The following is a 15,002-nucleotide window of genomic DNA, read 5'->3' as shown; positions in this document are numbered from 1 at the left end:
GAAAACCCCGAATCCAGTAGCGGATCGAGGGCTTCTCACATGCAGCACGGCGTGCGATCGGAAAGACGGCTCGAATCGCGATGTGGCTCAGCGGGAGGGCAAGAGGGTGAAGGCGTCGATGTGACGTGGTCGGACCACGGAGAAATGGCGTCGATCCGTGGTGGCGATGTATGTCAGGTTCCGGCGTTCGGCTGCGGCGATTACCGAGGCGTCAGCAGTTCCCAGTGGCAGGTCTCGGTATTTCGCGACGAGTTCGGCGATGCGGAGCCAATCCGCCGCGTGGACGGGCTCGATCACGAACAGACCCTCGGCCAAGTCTCCGAGGAAGCGCACCTCGGCCTCGGTTCCGAGTCGGCTGGCGATGAGGTATGCGGCTTCGGTGATGACGAGGGTCGGGACGACGAGGGGGCCGCGGTGTGTTTGGAGCAGTTCGAGGCAGGCTTCGTGGTGTGCGTCGTCGGCGTCGACGTAGGCGTACAACGGTCCGGCGTCGACGATCAGGGCGCTTATCGGTCCCACTCTCGGCTGAGGATTTCATCGATCCGGGCCGACACGTCCGAGCGCCCGCTGCGCCCCGCCGCTGCCGCGCCGAACCGTCGCCGCGCACCGGTGGGTGCGCATAGATACTGGGTGATCGCCTCGCGCGTCAGTTCGGCGACCGTGATACCGCGCCGCGCCGCCTCATGGCGCAGGCGCTCGTCAAGCTCGTCGGGTAGCTTCACGGTTGTCCGCTTCATGGTATGCCAGCATACCTGTGAACGTTAGTGGCGCTGACGCCGCCTCGCGTGGAAATCAGCGGAAATCCGTCTGGGGCAGCAGCATCAATTGCTGGACAGCTGAGCCGAGCTCCCCTACCGCGCTGCCTGGAACACCAACACCGTAGACCCGATGCGGATGGCGTCACCGTCGGACAGCACCGTGGCGCTGTCGATGACCTCGTCGTTGATGTAGACGCCGTTGGCCGAGTGCAGGTCCTTGATGAGGAGGCCGGCGCGGCTGGGGGTGATGTGGGCGTGGTAGCGGCTGGCCTTGGGGTCGTCGAGGATCAGGTCGTTGTCGGTCATGCGGCCGATCTTGAGGCCGGAGGCGGCGACGGGGACGGTGCGGCCGTCGGCGAGGCGGAGGTGGCCGCTGCGGACGGCGCGGGGGGTTTCGGTGACCGTTTCGGTCATGGCCTTGGCCATGCGCTCGACATCGACGATCTCCATGGTGTCCAGGGGTTCCTGGCGCAGCACCCGCTGTTCCAGGGCGACCAGGGCGGGGCCGGGGTCGATGCCGAGTTCGTCGGCCAGCACGGTGCGCACCCGGCGGCAGGCGTCCAGGGCGTCGGCCTGGCGGCCGGACAGGTACAGGGCGGTGATGAGCTGCGCCCACAGCGGTTCCCGCAGCGGATGCGCCTGGGTCATGGCGACCAACTCGCCCACCACCGAAGACGCTCGCTTGCAGGCGATTTCGGCGTCGATGCGGGCGGAGGCGGCCAGCAGCCGCTCCTCGTCCATGGCGGTGGCGAAGCTGTCGGCGAAGGACAGTCCGCTCAGATCGTCGAGGGCGCGCCCGCTCCACTGCTCCAGCGCGGCCGCGTACAGCCGGGCCGCGGATTCGGGGTCACCCGCCGCCGCGGCCTCGGCGGCGCTGCGGCGAATGGTTTCGAACCGGCCCAGGTCGCATTGGTCGTCGGGGATCTCCAGGCGGTAGCCGGAGGATTCGGTGCGCAGCACGGCGGCCGCGTCCAGCCCGGCCTGGCGCAGCGTCTTGCGGATATTCGACACGAACACCTGCAGGCTGGCCTGGTAGGAGTCCGGCGGCTCGTCGTTCCACACGATGTCGGCCAGCGCCTGCGAGGACACCGCGCGCCGCCGGTTCACGATCAGCGCGGCGAGCAGTGCGCGCGGTTTCGGCCCGCCGACCGGCAGCATCCGGCCGCCGACCAGCAGTTGCACAGGTCCGAGGACCCGCACCTCGAGAGTCATGCCGTGCACCTCGGATTACGTCAGAGCAACTTATATCAGAGCAACGAAAACGGCCGCGGCGGTGCGGACACCGCCGCGGCACGCGCGTCGCTCACCTCGTTCGGATTTCCGCTCGCGGATTACCTTACTTGGCGCTGATGGAGCGACCGGCCGACTTCAGGTCGTTGCACGCCTCCACGACGCGGGCGGTCATATTGGCCTCGGCCTTCTTCAGGTAGGAGCGCGGGTCGTAGACCTTCTTGTTGCCGACCTCGCCGTCCACCTTCAGCACACCGTCGTAGTTGCTGAACATGTGGGCGGCCACCGGCCGGGTGAAGGCGTACTGGGTGTCGGTGTCGACATTCATCTTGACCACGCCGTAGCGCAGGGAATCCTCGATCTCCGACTTCAGCGAGCCCGAACCGCCGTGGAAGACGAAGTCGAACGGCTGCGCGTCCGCGCCCAGGCCCAGCTTGGCGGCGGCCACCCGCTGGCCCTGCGCCAGCACCTCGGGCTTGAGCTTCACATTGCCCGGCTTGTAGACGCCGTGCACATTGCCGAAGGTGGCGGCCAGCAGGTACTTGCCGTTCTCGCCCGCGCCGAGCGCGTCGATGGTCTTCTCGAAGTCCTCGGGCGAGGTGTAGAGCTTGTCGTTGATGGCGTTCTCGACGCCGTCCTCTTCACCGCCGACGACGCCGATCTCCACCTCGAGGATGATGTTGGCGGCGTGGGCCTGCTCGAGCAGTTCCTTGGCGATCTCGAGGTTCTCGTCGATCGGGATCGCGGAACCGTCCCACATATGCGACTGGAACAGCGGGTTCTGGCCACTCTTGACGCGCTCGGCCGAGATGGCCAGCAGCGGGCGCACGAAGGTGTCGAGCTTGTCCTTCGGGCAGTGGTCGGTGTGCAGCGCGATGGTGACGTCGTACTTCGCGGCGATCACGGTGGCGAACTCGGCGAGCGCGACCGCGCCGGTGACCATGTCCTTCACACCCAGGCCGGAGCCGAATTCGGCACCGCCGGTGGAGAACTGGATGATGCCGTCGCTACCCGCGTCGGCGAAGCCCTTGATGGCCGCGTTGATGGTCTCCGACGACGTGCAGTTGATAGCAGGAAACGCGAAGGAGTTCTCTTTGGCCCGAGCAATCATCTCGGCGTAGATCTCCGGAGTCGCGATGGGCACAGTGACCTCCGTTGTGTGTGCTGCGTACAACAAATTCTGTCAGGCCACACCATAGGACAGGCGGCTTTCGCAGCACCGGCTGGCCTCACAACCGGAGATAAGTCTGTGATGTCGCTTCGACATTCGGTGTGATGTGCGAATCACCGGTACTGTGGTGGCCGTGACCTTGCTGGCCGCTGCTGACACCGTGACGACCCTGGCGATGCCCCAGTTCTTGGATCCCATGTACCTCCTCACGGAGTCGTGGTTGAAGAACGCGGTGCTGCCGGCCATTCTGGCGATCGTCTTCATCGAGACCGGGCTGTTGTTCCCGCTACTGCCGGGCGACTCGCTGTTGTTCACCGGCGGCTTGCTCGCGGCGCAGCCGAACCCGCCGGTGTCGATCTGGATTCTGGCTCCCGCCATCGCGGTGACCGCGTTCCTGGGCGACCAGTGCGCCTATTGGATCGGCCGCAAGGGCTTCGGTCCGGCGCTGTATCACCGTCCCGACGGGCGTTTCCTCAAGAAGAAGTACATCACCGAGGCGCACGACTTCTTCGAGAAGTGGGGTCCGGCGGCCATCATCCTGGCCCGATTCGTCCCGATCGCCCGCACCTTCGTGCCGGTGCTGGCGGGTGTCTCGGCCATGAGCTACCGCAAGTACGTGCCCTTCGACATCGTCGGCGCGATCCTTTGGGGCGGCGGCGTCACGGTGCTCGGCTACTTCCTGGGCAACGTGGCCTTCATCCGGGACAACATCGAGGCCATCTTCCTGATCATCGTGTTCGTCTCGGTGCTGCCGATGGTGGGGTCGGTGGCGCGGGCTTTGCTGGGCCGTCGCTCGACCGAGGCCGAGGTCGTCGCCGACGTCGAACCCGCCCGTACCAACGAGCCCACCCACTGAACCCTTGTCCACCACCCCGCTGAACCTTGCGATGGGCGGTTTCGATCCCCTCGAGACAGCCGGGCCGCTGCTCGTCTGGACGGTGGTGCTGACCTTCGTCTTCCTGGAGTGCGCGCTCATCATCGGACTGTTCCTGCCCGGCGATTCCATGCTCATCACCGCCGGTGTGGTGCTGGCCGCGCACGCCACCGGAGAGGCGCAGGTCTGGGCGCTGTCGGTGGGGGCCATGATCGCGGCCATCGCCGGTAACCAGGTCGGCTACGTCGTCGGCCAACGCACCGGACACCATCTGGTGGCCCGGAAGAACGGCAAGTACATCAACACCCACAACCTCGCGCGGGTGTCGGCCCTGCTGCACCGGCACGGCTTCTTCGCGGTGCTGGTGGCGCGGTGGATCCCGTGGGTGCGCACGCTGTGCCCGCTGGTGGCGGGCGCGGGCGGAATGGACCACCGCAAGTACACCATCGCCTCCACCATCGGCGCGATCATCTGGGCGCCGGTGCTGCTGCTCATCGGGTACTACGCGGGCAGCTTCCTGGAGGACATGTCCTGGCTGATGCCCGCGGTCATCTGCACGCTGGTGGTGGGGCTGATCCTGGGCACACTGCTGGGCATCCGGCAGTACCGGCTGGAGATGGCGCGGCCCGCCGAGGACTTCGATGTGGACGACGCGACGGACACCCCGGCCGTCGCCGACCGGCCCGGCATCTGAGCGGGTCGGGTCCCGCCGCTCAGAGTCCCGCCGCGGTGACGGTGTGCGCGGCCTCCATCAGCTTCCACCCCGAAAGCTGAACCGACAGATCACGTTCCGGGGTGCGGGAGGCGGTCACCGAGCCATTGGCGGTGAGGTAGCCCGCACCCGCGATTCCGGGTAATCGGGCCGGTTCGCGCCAGTCGGGCCCGAAGAGCGGCTCGCCCTCCACCTCGAGCCGATTCTCCCAGGCCGCGACGGCGGAATTGCGGACGATATCGGCGGCGGTGCGGCGGGCCTTGGTGTGCGCGGCGTCCGCGCCGGGCAGCATGACGGCGACCAGCGCCAGGTAGCGGATGAGGATGCCGTTGAACAGGCCGCCGTCGCCGCCACCGCCGCCGTCGACCACGCCGCCGCTGGTCATATGCTCCTCGACGGCCGCCAGCAGGGCCAGCACCCGTTCCGCGTGCCGGGGTTCGCCGGTGTGCACCGCCAGGTCGGTTTCCAGGCCGAGCACCACACCCTGGCAGTAGCTGTAGACCGGACGCTCGATCACACCGGAGGGCAGGTGAATGCCGTCGAGGATCAGCCCGGTTTCCTTGTCGCGCAGGGTGGCGTCGAGCCAGTCGGCGATCTCCCGGGCGCGGTCGTAGCGGCCGAGCCTGGCCATGGCGATACCGGCCGGACCGTTGGCTGGCGCGTTGTAGAAATCCGAGCCCTTGCGCCACGGAATGCCGCCGCCCACCTCAGGCGACCACGCGGTCACCAGCTCGCGTTCCAGCGTCCGCAGCGCGTACCGCATATCGTCGATGCCCAGGGTGCGGTCGGCGCGTTCCAGGGATATGGCCAACCAGGCCATGTCGTCGTAGTAGTTGTTGGTCCAGCCGGTGATATTGCGCAGCCGCAGCCCGCGCGCCACGGTGCGGATGCGCCGCAGCCGCGCGGGCGTGGGCTCCCGGTTGGCGGCGTCGATGGCGCAGTCGATGAGATGGGCCTGCCACCAGTAGTGCCAGGATACGAAGAGGCGGTCGCGCCGGGTCGCGGGCCAGCCGACCACGCCGAGGGTGGTCCCGGGAATTCCCCACAGCGCGCGCAGATGCCGTGACACGATGGCGGATTCGGCCATATCGGCGCGCTCGGACCAGAGCGCAGCACTGGGCTCGACAGGTCGCCCGGTCCGCGAAGTCATAGGACATATGGTGCCAGTCGGGCACCTGATCATGTGGCTGATTTCGTTATGCAACCGTGTCTGAACTGATCTTGGCAGGACCGCCTCCGGCCGTCGACCGGGATTCACCAGGCGGCCGACAGATCCGCGTGCTGCCGCACCCACGCGTGCATGGCGATCCCCGCCGCGACCCCGGCGTTGATACTGCGCGTCGAACCGAACTGCGCGATGGAGACGGTGAGCCGCGCCCCCGCCTTGGCGTCGGCGGTGACCCCCGGCCCCTCCTGCCCGAACAGCAGCAGGCATTCGCGCGGCAGTCGCACCGTCTCCAGGGGCACCGCGCCGGGCACATTGTCGACGGCCACCACCGTCAGCCCCGCTGCCGCCGCGTACTCCAGCAGCGCCGCCGTATCGGCGTGATGCTCGATGTGCTGATAGCGGTCGGTGACCATGGCCCCGCGCCGATTCCACCGCTTGCGCCCCACGATGTGCACGGCCGCCGCCGCGAACGCATTGGCGGTGCGCACCACCGTGCCGATATTGGCGTCGTGCCCGAAGTTCTCGATGGCGACATGGAACGGGTGCCGCCGCCGGTCGATATCGGCCACGATGGCCTCGCGGGTCCAGTACCGGTACGCGTCCACCACATTGCGGCGGTCACCGTGTGCGAGCAGCTCCGGATCCAGGCGTGGATCCGCGGGCGGCTCGGTCCCGAACTCCGCGCGCCACGGTCCGACGCCGTGCGGATGCTCGCCCCATTCGGTGGGGCCGGGCAGCGATTCGTCGGTCGGGGCGTGATTCACTCCGAATATCGTAATGAGGCCACGCTGCCGTGAGCGCGGTAGCCGTGAGCGCGGTAGCCGTGAGCTCAGTAGCTGCTGCTCGTACCGGCGACCACCACGCCGATCGCGAAGAGCAGGATGTAGCCCACCACGACCAGCAGCATCAGACCGGTGGCGACGATGCCGCAGACATAGCCCGCGGTCACGCTGCTGCGCCCGCCCAAGGTGCCGCCGGAGGCGTCGATCTCGCGGCGGGCCTTGCTGCCCATGATCCAGGCCACCGGCCCGAGCAGTTGGCAGAGCACCAGCCCCAGGATGCCGAGCACCAGAATGGTGGTCGCCTGCGGATGGTCGGGCGTCGGACCGTAGCCGTAGGCCGGGTAACCGTAGGAGGGGTAGCTCACCGGGCCATCGTATTTCGCCGGCGGCACTCCCGCGCGCGTCAGCTGGTGGAAGCGAACGTGCCCAGGCCGAGCAACAGGACGAAGGCGACGATGGCGAGGATGATCAGGACCGATGCGATGATGCCGCAGACGTAACCAGCCAGCACCATGCCGCGCCCGCCGACCGCGCCGCCGGAGGAGTCGATCTCCCGCAACGCGCTGCGGCCCATCACCCAGGCGACCGGCCCGAGCAGCTGACAGAGAATGAGGCTCAGAATGCCGAGCACCAGAATCACCACGGCCTGCGGATGATCGCGCTGCGGGTACTGGCCGGGCGGCGGAGGCTGCTGATAGCTCATAGGCATGATGGTAGGGGGTAGTGCTGACACCACCACGGAACCTCGGGTCAGCGCCATCGAGTTCCGAACCCGAGCCGACCACGATGAAACCATGACGGAGATGCCCGCCGAACCCACCCTCGTCCTGCCGACACCCGACCCCGAACCGTCCGGGCCCGAGCCCGCCCGCACCGGCCCGGCCCCGTGGCTGGTCTTCCTGCGCGCCCCGTTCACCGCGCGCACCTGGAAGGAGTTCGCCTACCTGCTCGTCGCGCTGCTGCTCGGCGGCATCGCGACGCTGTATCTGTTCATCGCCATCGGCGGCGGGCTGTACCTGTCCATATTCCTGTTCGGCATTCCGATCCTGGCGGCCGTGCTGCTCGGCGGGCGGCTGTGGGGGCGGGTGTACCGCGCGGTCATCGGCACGCTGCTCGATACCCGGCTGCCCGAACCGCCGCCGTTCGCGCCCCGCCCCGGTTTCCTGGGCTGGCTGCGTGGGGCCTTCACCGACCGCACCTCCTGGCGGGCGCTGCTGTTCCTGCTCGCGCAGACGGTGCTGGGGGTGGCGGTGGGCTACGTGGTGCTGATGGTCGGCGTCATGTCGGTCTTCGTGGTGCTCTCACCGATCTTCTGGGTGATCGACCATCCGATCAATGTCGACGAGAACGGCGTGGAGCACCATTCGCTGGCGCAGTTCGGTGACTTCTATGTCGAAACCTGGCCTCGGGTCATCGGTTTCGCTCTGCTCGGGGTGATCGCCTGCCTGCTCATGCCGTGGGTGATGCGCGGTGTCTGCTGGCTGCACCGGTTACTGGCCGTGCTGCTGCTGACTCCGACCGCGCGGGATCGCCAGCTGGCCGAGTTACAGGCCAGCCGCCGGGTGGCGGTGGAGGATTCCGCGGCGACGCTGCGGCGGCTGGAACGCGACCTGCACGACGGCACCCAGGCGCGGCTGGTGAGCATCGCCATGACGCTGGCCCGCGCCGAGGAGCGGATGGCCGCCGGGGGCGACCCCGCCGAGCTGATCGCCCAGGCCCGGTCCGGTTCCAAGGAGGCGCTGACCGAACTGCGCGAGCTGGTGCGCGGAATCCATCCGCCCGCACTGGAACTCGGCCTGGAACCGGCGCTGGAGACGCTGGTCGCGCGCTGCGCGCTGCCGGTGGAGCTGCGGGTGCTGCTGCCGGTGCGGCCCGATCCCGCCATCGAGGCCATCGCGTACTTCTCGGTGGCCGAGCTCCTCACCAATGTGGTCAAGCACGCCGGGGCGACACAGATCTGGGTGTCGGCGCTGCCGCAGGGCGCGGACCGGTTCGCGATCTCGGTGCGCGACAACGGCGTCGGTGGGGTGCTCCAACCCGCCGCGGGCAATGGCGAGTCCGGTGTCGGCGGCGGGCTCGCGGGTCTGGCGGCGCGGGCGCGCACCGTGGACGGCGAGCTCGCCGTGGACAGCCCGCTCGGCGGCCCTACCGTGGTCACCATGCTGCTTCCGCTCACGGTGCCGCGATGAGCGCGCCGCTGCGCATTGTCATCGCCGAGGACAACGCCATCCTGCGGGACGGGCTGACCGGCCTGCTCACCGAGCGCGGCCACGAGGTGGTGGCCGCCGTCGGCGACGCCACCACGCTGAGCGACGTGGTGGCGCACCACCGCCCCGACGTCGCGGTGGTGGACGTGCGGATGCCGCCGACCTTCACCGACGAGGGGCTGATCGCGGCGCTCGCCCTGCGCCGCGGCCATCCCGGAACCGGGGTGCTGGTGTTCTCGCAGTGGATCGAAACACGTTATGCTACAGAACTTCTCGCCTCCGGCGCGGGTGGCGTCGGCTACCTGCTCAAGGATCGCGTCGCCGACGTGCGCGAGTTCACCGACGCCCTGACGCGGGTCGCCGCCGGCGGCACCGCCCTCGACCCGGAAGTGGTGAGCCAATTGATGGGTGCCACGCGCCAGCAGGACGCGCTGTCCCGCCTCACCCCGCGCGAGCGCGAGGTGCTGGAGCTCATGGCCCAGGGATTGACCAATGCCGCCATCGCCGCCGCGCTCACCGTCACCGAGCGGGCGGTGGAGAAGCACATCGGCAATATCTTCCTGAAACTGGATCTGCCGCCCTCGGACACCCATCACCGCCGGGTCATGGCGGTGCTGCGCCTGCGCGGATGACCGGCGGCGCGGCCGCCGCGGGAAACGATGCCGGGTGGTTGCCGGGCGTGGAAGACTGGAACCATGCGGCGGTCGAGATCCGCGGAAGCGGTGAAAATGGTTGAGGCGTGGCCGGATCACCTATTGACGATCGACGAGTGGGCTTCGCTGCGCACGGGTGACCTGTTCTGCGAACTGGTCGAGGGGGTGCCCGTGGTCGCGCCGCAGCCGCCGCGGCACCAGTTGGCGGTGTGGCGCTTGGCGGCCCAGCTGGAACCGGCGCTGCCCGCTCCGCTGGCGGCCCTGGCGCGGATCGAGTTGGTGGTGGAGGAGCGGTTTCCGGCCACGGTGCGGATTCCGGATGTGCTGGTGGTGGGTGGCGCGGCCGGTGCCGCGCACGCCACGCGGGTGCTGCCGTCGGATGTGCTGGCGGCCGTGGAGATCGCCGCGCCGGGGTCGCGGCGGGTGGATCGGGTACTCAAGTACGCCGAATACGAGTCGGTCGGTATCGAGCACTACTGGCTGCTCGACGTGGAGGGGCCGGTGCGGCTGCACGCCTTCGCCTCGCGAGCCGGACGGTACGAACCGGTCGGTGAGTACTCCGGGCAGGTCACCCTGGAACTCGCGGGCCATCGCCTCGCGCTCGATCTCGACGCGCTCACCGCCCTGCGCTCACTGTCCTGACCCGGCCGAATCCGCGCCGACTCGGCCACACGGCGACCCCGCCGCGCCTATCCTGGAAGTCCGAAGCGCTGGTGGAGGTCGTTATGAACCACGCGCGGGTGCTGCATACGATTCTGGGCGTCGTGGCCCTGTACCTGCTGACCCTCGTCATCTGGCTGGCCTGGATCGCGCGTCTCGCGCCGCCGGGAACGGCGCCGATGCAGATTTTCATGCTGGTCGGCCTGTTCGGAAGCTTCCTCGGGGTCGGCATGCTCCTCGCTCAGCGCCCATCGCGGGCCGACCGCCGCCTGCTCCGCAGCGGATACGAGGGCTGGGCCACCATCGAAGGCGTCCATCCGCTCCGGCGCACCGCGCACCACACCGAACTCACCGAACTCGACCTGGAGCTCGTCGTCCCCGGCTCGCCGCCCTACCACGGCACCGTCGTCTACGACATGCAGCCGGTCGACCAGCCGAAACTCGCGGTGGGCGAGACGATTTCGATTCGCGTCGACCCGGAGAACCGCGACCGCATCATCATCTGCCTGTAGTGACCGTGCATCGGCGCGGCGGCCACCAGGCGCGTCCCTCGGATACCGACGAGTCGCGTTCTAGGCTTTGCGGGTGACAATTGCCGGAATTTCGCCCGATGCGCGGGAAGCACCGCTGCTGCTGGACACCGAGCCGCCCCGCACGCTCGGCTTCACCGACCAGGCGGCGTTCTGGGGCAATATCGGCGTCAGCCTCATCGGATTCAGCGGGGCCGCGTATGTGCTGTACCCGACCGGACATCCGCCGCTGCCGCTGCTCGGCGCGCTGCTCGCCACCCTGCTCGGCACCCTGGTCGGCACCGCCATGGTGGCCGGGACGGGAGCGGTGGGCACCCGTACCGGCGCACCCGCCATGGTGGTGCTGCGCGGACTGTTCGGCACCCGGCTGTCCTTCGTGCCGACCGTCGCCAATGTGGTCCAGTGCGTCGGCTGGGGCGTCTACGAACTGACCGTCATCGCGCTGGGCGTGGCCGCCATGACCCAGGACCGGGTGCCGCACGCGCTGGTCATCGTGGCGGCCGGGGTGCTGTCCACGGTCATGGCCATCTGGCCGCTGCGCGTGGTGCACCTGCTGCGCAAGTACGTGACCGTCGCCGTCGGAATCGCCATGGTGTATTTCACCGTCGCGCTGCTGCGCAGCGAGGTCCCGGCCCCCACCGAGACCAGTTGGAGCGGATTCTTCCCGGCCGTGGACACCACCCTCGCGGTCTCGGTGTCGTTCGTGCCGCTGGCGGCCGACTACGCCCGGCACTCGCGCACCGTGCGCGACTCGGCCGGGGCCACGATTCTCGGCTACTCCGCCGCCCAGATCTGGTGCTACGTCCTCGGCACCATCGCCATCCTGCAGGCCGGCGGCGACGCCACCAAGGTGTTCGACACCTTCCTCGGCGTCACCGCCGGCTGGGCCTTCTTCGCGGTATTGGTGCTGCGCGAGGCGGATCAATCCTTCGCGAACGTCTACTCCACAGCCATGTCCCTGCAGAATCTGCTGCCCCGGGTGGACCGGCGCCTGCTCGCCGCCGCCGTCGGCGCGGTGGTGACGCTGCTGGCCCTGCCGGTGCGCGACTTCAGCAGCTACGCCAATTTCCTGTACCTCATCGGCTCGGTCTTCGTCCCGTTGAGCGCGGTGCTGATGGTGGACTTCTTCCTCGGCCGGGGCCGCCGCTCCTGGAATCTGGCGCAGAACGCACCGGCCCGCCCACTCATGCTGCTGCCGTGGGCGATCGGCTTCGTGACCTACCAGCTGTTCAATCCGGGTTCCATCGGCTGGTGGGCAGACTTCTGGCGAACCGTGCAGGACGCCACCGGAATCCACCCCGGCTGGTGGTCCTCGGCCTCGCTGTTCTCATTCCTGGCGGCCGCGGTGGTGACCGCGGCCGTGGTACTCGTCCAGCGTCGGAGGGCATGAGCGGATGACCGATGAGCGCGTCTACGGCATGGGAGTCGATCGACTGGTCGAACCCGATTGGCCGCCACCGACTTCCGCGGAGATCGCGGAAGTGCTCGGCACCGAGGCGGTCGTCGACTGGCACAGTCCGCGACCGCTCTCGGCCACCGCGCGGGCGCGCACCGCGGACGGGCGGGCGGTCATCGTGAAGCGGCTGCCGCTGGCGCTGCGCTCCCCCGCCGCCCTCGACGAGGAACACCGGTTCATGGATCACCTACGGGCACGAGGGATCCCGGTTCCAGCCGTGCTCGACACCCGCCGGATCGGCGAATTCACCTACGAAGTACAGGAATGCGGCGTGGGCGTGGACCGATACCAGGGCGTCTTCTCCTGGTCGCCGTATCTGTCCTCCGCCGATGCCGCCGCGGCCGGACGCGCGCTGGCCCGCTTGCACACCGCCGCCGCGGATTACGACGCACCGCACCGGCCACCGCATCCGCTCCAGGCCAGCTTCACCATCTTCGCCTCCGCCGATCCCATCGGCGCGCTGGAACGCCAGGCCGCCGTCCGGCCCGCACTGGGCATCTTCCTGTCCGACCAGCCCTGGCGCACCGATGTGGAACGCGTGCACATGCCCGTCCACGCACGCCTGTTCCGCACCCTCGCCGACCTGGAACCGCTGTGGACACACAATGATTGGCACGGCAGCAATCTGCTGTGGCACGACGGCGAGGTGTCCTCGGTCATCGACTTCGGACTGGCCGACCGCACCACCAGCGTCCACGACCTGGCGATCGCCATCGAACGCAGCGCGGTGGACTGGCTGGCGCTGCGCGACGGCGATCCGGTGGACGTGCGCCTCGGCCAGGTGCGCGCCCTGCTCGACGGCTACGAATCGCTGCGCCCGCTCGATGATGTGGAGCGCCGGGCACTACCCGAGCTACTACCCCTGGTGCACTGCGAATACGAACTCTCGGAGATCGACTACTTCATGGGCGTCGTCCCGGGCGGCAATCAGGCCAATGCCGAGATCGCCTACCACGACTACTTTCTCGGCCACACCCGCTGGTGGGAGGAGTCCGCCGACGGGCAGGCGCTGCTGGACATGCTGCGCTCGCGATGACTACCGATGTGCCCGCGGATCGGCCAGCAGGTACTGCGCTCCCGCGTAGGTCGCCAGGATGACGCCCTCGGTCACCCGGCGTGACCGGCTGCCGCGAGCGAAGATGCGGCGCAACACGATCAGCCCGTCCGACAGCGTGAACAGCAGCGCACCCACCCCCAGCCGACTGCGCGGATCCGTGTTCGGGACATTGAGCCCCGCGATGTTCTTCGCGCCCGGCGCGAGCCCCGGGTCCGAGGCCAGCACGGCGGCGGCGCCGAGGGTCGCCCCGTAGGCGGTGAGCGGCAGCGCCACAGTGGGAGCCTTGGCCCGCATGAGCGCGGCGGCCCCCAGCCAGGCGCCAACCCGAGGCGCGGCCACCGCGGCCCGCGGCCGGGCCCCGTGCCGCCGCCACAGTGTCGCGTACCCGGTCTGCATGACCGCGAAAGACGATGCGCCCGCGATCAATCGGCGATCGTCGTCGGGGTCGATGAGCAGTACGTCACCGACCGTGGCCGCCGCCAGCGAACCCAGCAGCAGCGTCCGGTCGGTGTCGGCGAGTTTCGGATCGCGCGCCACCTCCGCCGCCAGCAGCGGCATCATCAGCGGCTTGGCCGCCCACTGCAATCGGTCCCGACCGGTGACGGCACCGAACACCGTCACCGCCGCGGCTGCCAGAAATCCGGTGCGGAATATGCTCCCCATCAATCGGATTCGCCGACGGAGAAGCTGGGCTCGGCCGGGGCCGGGGGCAGCGTGACGACCTGGCCCGCGTAGGACAGCCCCGCGCCGAAGCCGAGCAGCAGCGCCAGCTGGCCGCCCTTGGCCTTGCCGGTCACCAGCATCTCCTCCATGGCCAGCGGAATCGACGCCGCGGAGGTGTTGCCGGTGTTCTCGATGTCGTTGGCCATCGGGATGTCGTCGGCCAGACCGAGATTCTTCTTCATGAGCTCGTTGATGCGGGCATTGGCCTGGTGCGGCACGAAGACCTCGATGTCCTCCTTGTCCACCCCCGACACCGCGATGGCGTCGGCCAGCGCCCGCGGCAGCGTGACCGCCGCCCAGCGGAAGACCTTGGGACCCTCCATGCGCAGCGACATGCGGCCGACGGGCTCGACCGCCGGATCGGTGCCCTGCATGGCCTGCGCCTTGTGCATGTACTCCAGGAAGTCGACGTCCTGCATGATGGCCGAGGCGTTCTCGCCGTCGCTGCCCCACACCGTGGGCGAGATGCCGTTCTCCTCGCTCGGGCCGACCACCACCGCGCCCGCGCCGTCACCGAAGATCATGGCGGTGCCGCGATCGGTCGGGTCCAGGCCGACCGTCATCGTCTCCGCGCCGATCACCAGCACGTACTCGGCGGAGCCCGCGCGGATCAGATCCGCGGCCACGCCGAGCGCGTAGCCGAAGCCGCCGCAGCCGGAGGTCAGGTCGAAGGCAGCGATGCCGTTCAGCCCCAGGTCGTAGGCGACCTGGGGAGCGCCGTGCGGGGTCAGTGTGAGCCAGCTGGAGGTGGCCAGCACCAGCGTGCCGATCTTGGACCGGTCGACGCCGCTGTTGACGATGGCGCGCTCACCTGCGGCGGCGGCCAAGGTGCGCAGCGTCTCGTCACCGCTGATCCACCGGCGGTTCTTGATGCCGGTGCGCTCGAAGATCCACTCCGGCGTGGAGTCCAGGACCTCGCACACCTCGGCATTGCTCACCAGTCGCTGTGGCCGGTAGGCACCGATGCCGAGCATGGCAACGTTCCGGTGGCCCTTATTCAGTGCGATGTTCGCCACAGGTG

18 protein-coding genes are annotated in these 15,002 nt (G+C 68.9%); 8 read left to right on the top strand and 10 right to left on the bottom strand.

What is annotated here, in order from left to right:
- Positions 1-87 precede the first annotated feature (87 nt).
- The 4 genes from QMO76_RS32730 to fbaA all read right to left on the bottom strand — a co-directional run bounded on the left by QMO76_RS32730 (position 88) and on the right by fbaA (position 3,132).
- Positions 88-519, bottom strand: coding sequence for a type II toxin-antitoxin system VapC family toxin (locus QMO76_RS32730; RefSeq protein WP_282778304.1), 432 nt, complete (start codon positions 517-519; stop codon positions 88-90).
- Complete coding sequence (locus tag QMO76_RS32725) at positions 507-737, bottom strand: CopG family transcriptional regulator (protein WP_143979397.1); 231 nt, start codon at positions 735-737, stop codon at positions 507-509. Before QMO76_RS32725 ends, QMO76_RS32730 begins: the two co-directional genes overlap by 13 nt.
- A 114-nt stretch (positions 738-851) precedes the next feature.
- Positions 852-1,970 (bottom strand): BTAD domain-containing putative transcriptional regulator, encoded by a 1,119-nt coding sequence (locus QMO76_RS32720; RefSeq protein ID WP_306365234.1) that lies wholly within the window; start codon positions 1,968-1,970, stop codon positions 852-854.
- A 124-nt stretch (positions 1,971-2,094) separates the two neighbouring features.
- Positions 2,095-3,132, bottom strand: coding sequence for a class II fructose-bisphosphate aldolase (gene fbaA, locus QMO76_RS32715; RefSeq protein WP_306365233.1), 1,038 nt, complete (start codon positions 3,130-3,132; stop codon positions 2,095-2,097).
- A gap of 202 nt (positions 3,133-3,334) precedes the next feature.
- On the opposite strand from fbaA, the gene QMO76_RS32710 reads away from it, so the two are divergent.
- Positions 3,335-4,015, top strand: a complete 681-nt coding sequence (locus QMO76_RS32710; RefSeq protein ID WP_306365276.1) for a DedA family protein — start codon at positions 3,335-3,337, stop codon at positions 4,013-4,015.
- Positions 4,016-4,046: 31 nt separating this feature from the next.
- Positions 4,047-4,727: a DedA family protein gene (locus tag QMO76_RS32705; RefSeq protein ID WP_306365275.1), complete on the top strand. Its 681-nt coding sequence runs from the start codon at positions 4,047-4,049 to the stop codon at positions 4,725-4,727.
- Positions 4,728-4,746: 19 nt separating this feature from the next.
- Here the strand turns inward: QMO76_RS32705 and QMO76_RS32700 are convergent, their stop codons facing one another.
- The 4 genes from QMO76_RS32700 to QMO76_RS32685 all read right to left on the bottom strand — a co-directional run bounded on the left by QMO76_RS32700 (position 4,747) and on the right by QMO76_RS32685 (position 7,398).
- Positions 4,747-5,832 carry a glycoside hydrolase family 76 protein gene (locus tag QMO76_RS32700; RefSeq protein ID WP_306365274.1) on the bottom strand — a complete coding sequence of 362 codons (1,086 nt, stop codon included), beginning with the start codon at positions 5,830-5,832 and terminating at the stop codon, positions 4,747-4,749.
- 167 nt (positions 5,833-5,999) lie between these two features.
- Positions 6,000-6,677 (bottom strand): TrmH family RNA methyltransferase, encoded by a 678-nt coding sequence (locus QMO76_RS32695; RefSeq protein WP_306365232.1) that lies wholly within the window; start codon positions 6,675-6,677, stop codon positions 6,000-6,002.
- Between the two features lie 65 nt (positions 6,678-6,742).
- Positions 6,743-7,060 (bottom strand): DUF4190 domain-containing protein, encoded by a 318-nt coding sequence (locus tag QMO76_RS32690; RefSeq protein ID WP_306365231.1) that lies wholly within the window; start codon positions 7,058-7,060, stop codon positions 6,743-6,745.
- Between the two features lie 38 nt (positions 7,061-7,098).
- Positions 7,099-7,398, bottom strand: coding sequence for a DUF4190 domain-containing protein (locus QMO76_RS32685; RefSeq protein ID WP_306365230.1), 300 nt, complete (start codon positions 7,396-7,398; stop codon positions 7,099-7,101).
- A gap of 91 nt (positions 7,399-7,489) precedes the next feature.
- Between QMO76_RS32685 and QMO76_RS32680 the strand changes: the two genes are divergently transcribed.
- The 6 genes from QMO76_RS32680 to QMO76_RS32655 all read left to right on the top strand — a co-directional run bounded on the left by QMO76_RS32680 (position 7,490) and on the right by QMO76_RS32655 (position 13,237).
- Positions 7,490-8,884, top strand: coding sequence for a sensor domain-containing protein (locus tag QMO76_RS32680; RefSeq protein WP_306365229.1), 1,395 nt, complete (start codon positions 7,490-7,492; stop codon positions 8,882-8,884).
- Positions 8,881-9,534: a response regulator transcription factor gene (locus QMO76_RS32675; protein ID WP_306365228.1), complete on the top strand. Its 654-nt coding sequence runs from the start codon at positions 8,881-8,883 to the stop codon at positions 9,532-9,534. Before QMO76_RS32680 ends, QMO76_RS32675 begins: the two co-directional genes overlap by 4 nt.
- A 123-nt stretch (positions 9,535-9,657) precedes the next feature.
- Positions 9,658-10,197: a Uma2 family endonuclease gene (locus QMO76_RS32670; protein WP_306365227.1), complete on the top strand. Its 540-nt coding sequence runs from the start codon at positions 9,658-9,660 to the stop codon at positions 10,195-10,197.
- A gap of 83 nt (positions 10,198-10,280) precedes the next feature.
- The gene (locus QMO76_RS32665) at positions 10,281-10,727 is read left to right on the top strand and encodes a hypothetical protein (RefSeq protein WP_306365226.1); all 447 of its coding nucleotides are present in this window, start codon (positions 10,281-10,283) and stop codon (positions 10,725-10,727) included.
- A 73-nt stretch (positions 10,728-10,800) separates the two neighbouring features.
- The gene (locus tag QMO76_RS32660) at positions 10,801-12,135 is read left to right on the top strand and encodes a cytosine permease (RefSeq protein WP_306365225.1); all 1,335 of its coding nucleotides are present in this window, start codon (positions 10,801-10,803) and stop codon (positions 12,133-12,135) included.
- A gap of 4 nt (positions 12,136-12,139) precedes the next feature.
- Positions 12,140-13,237, top strand: a complete 1,098-nt coding sequence (locus QMO76_RS32655) for a phosphotransferase enzyme family protein (RefSeq protein ID WP_306365224.1) — start codon at positions 12,140-12,142, stop codon at positions 13,235-13,237.
- Here the strand turns inward: QMO76_RS32655 and QMO76_RS32650 are convergent, their stop codons facing one another.
- The gene (locus QMO76_RS32650; protein ID WP_306365223.1) at positions 13,238-13,921 is read right to left on the bottom strand and encodes a lysoplasmalogenase; all 684 of its coding nucleotides are present in this window, start codon (positions 13,919-13,921) and stop codon (positions 13,238-13,240) included. It lies immediately after the preceding gene.
- Positions 13,921-14,997 carry a beta-ketoacyl-ACP synthase III gene (locus tag QMO76_RS32645; RefSeq protein WP_306365222.1) on the bottom strand — a complete coding sequence of 359 codons (1,077 nt, stop codon included), beginning with the start codon at positions 14,995-14,997 and terminating at the stop codon, positions 13,921-13,923. Before QMO76_RS32645 ends, QMO76_RS32650 begins: the two co-directional genes overlap by 1 nt.
- Positions 14,998-15,002: the final 5 nt, after the last annotated feature.

The sequence above is a fragment of the Nocardia sp. CC227C genome (assembly GCF_030767025.1).
Taxonomy (GTDB): Bacteria; Actinomycetota; Actinomycetes; order Mycobacteriales; family Mycobacteriaceae; genus Nocardia.
This window is presented reverse-complemented; position numbering and strand designations above follow the sequence as displayed.

Bases quoted from the DNA above. Each gene is read 5' to 3' on its own strand.
- QMO76_RS32725 (WP_143979397.1), bottom strand. From the start codon at position 737: ATGAAGCGGACAACCGTGAAGCTACCCGACGAGCTTGACGAGCGCCTG.
- QMO76_RS32720 (WP_306365234.1), bottom strand. From the start codon at position 1,970: ATGACTCTCGAGGTGCGGGTCCTCGGACCTGTGCAACTGCTGGTCGGC.
- QMO76_RS32710 (WP_306365276.1), top strand. From the start codon at position 3,335: ATGCCCCAGTTCTTGGATCCCATGTACCTCCTCACGGAGTCGTGGTTG.
- QMO76_RS32705 (WP_306365275.1), top strand. From the start codon at position 4,047: ATGGGCGGTTTCGATCCCCTCGAGACAGCCGGGCCGCTGCTCGTCTGG.
- QMO76_RS32700 (WP_306365274.1), bottom strand. From the start codon at position 5,832: ATGGCCGAATCCGCCATCGTGTCACGGCATCTGCGCGCGCTGTGGGGA.
- QMO76_RS32685 (WP_306365230.1), bottom strand. From the start codon at position 7,398: ATGAGCTATCAGCAGCCTCCGCCGCCCGGCCAGTACCCGCAGCGCGAT.
- QMO76_RS32680 (WP_306365229.1), top strand. From the start codon at position 7,490: ATGACGGAGATGCCCGCCGAACCCACCCTCGTCCTGCCGACACCCGAC.
- QMO76_RS32675 (WP_306365228.1), top strand. From the start codon at position 8,881: ATGAGCGCGCCGCTGCGCATTGTCATCGCCGAGGACAACGCCATCCTG.
- QMO76_RS32665 (WP_306365226.1), top strand. From the start codon at position 10,281: ATGAACCACGCGCGGGTGCTGCATACGATTCTGGGCGTCGTGGCCCTG.
- QMO76_RS32655 (WP_306365224.1), top strand. From the start codon at position 12,140: ATGACCGATGAGCGCGTCTACGGCATGGGAGTCGATCGACTGGTCGAA.
- QMO76_RS32650 (WP_306365223.1), bottom strand. From the start codon at position 13,921: ATGGGGAGCATATTCCGCACCGGATTTCTGGCAGCCGCGGCGGTGACG.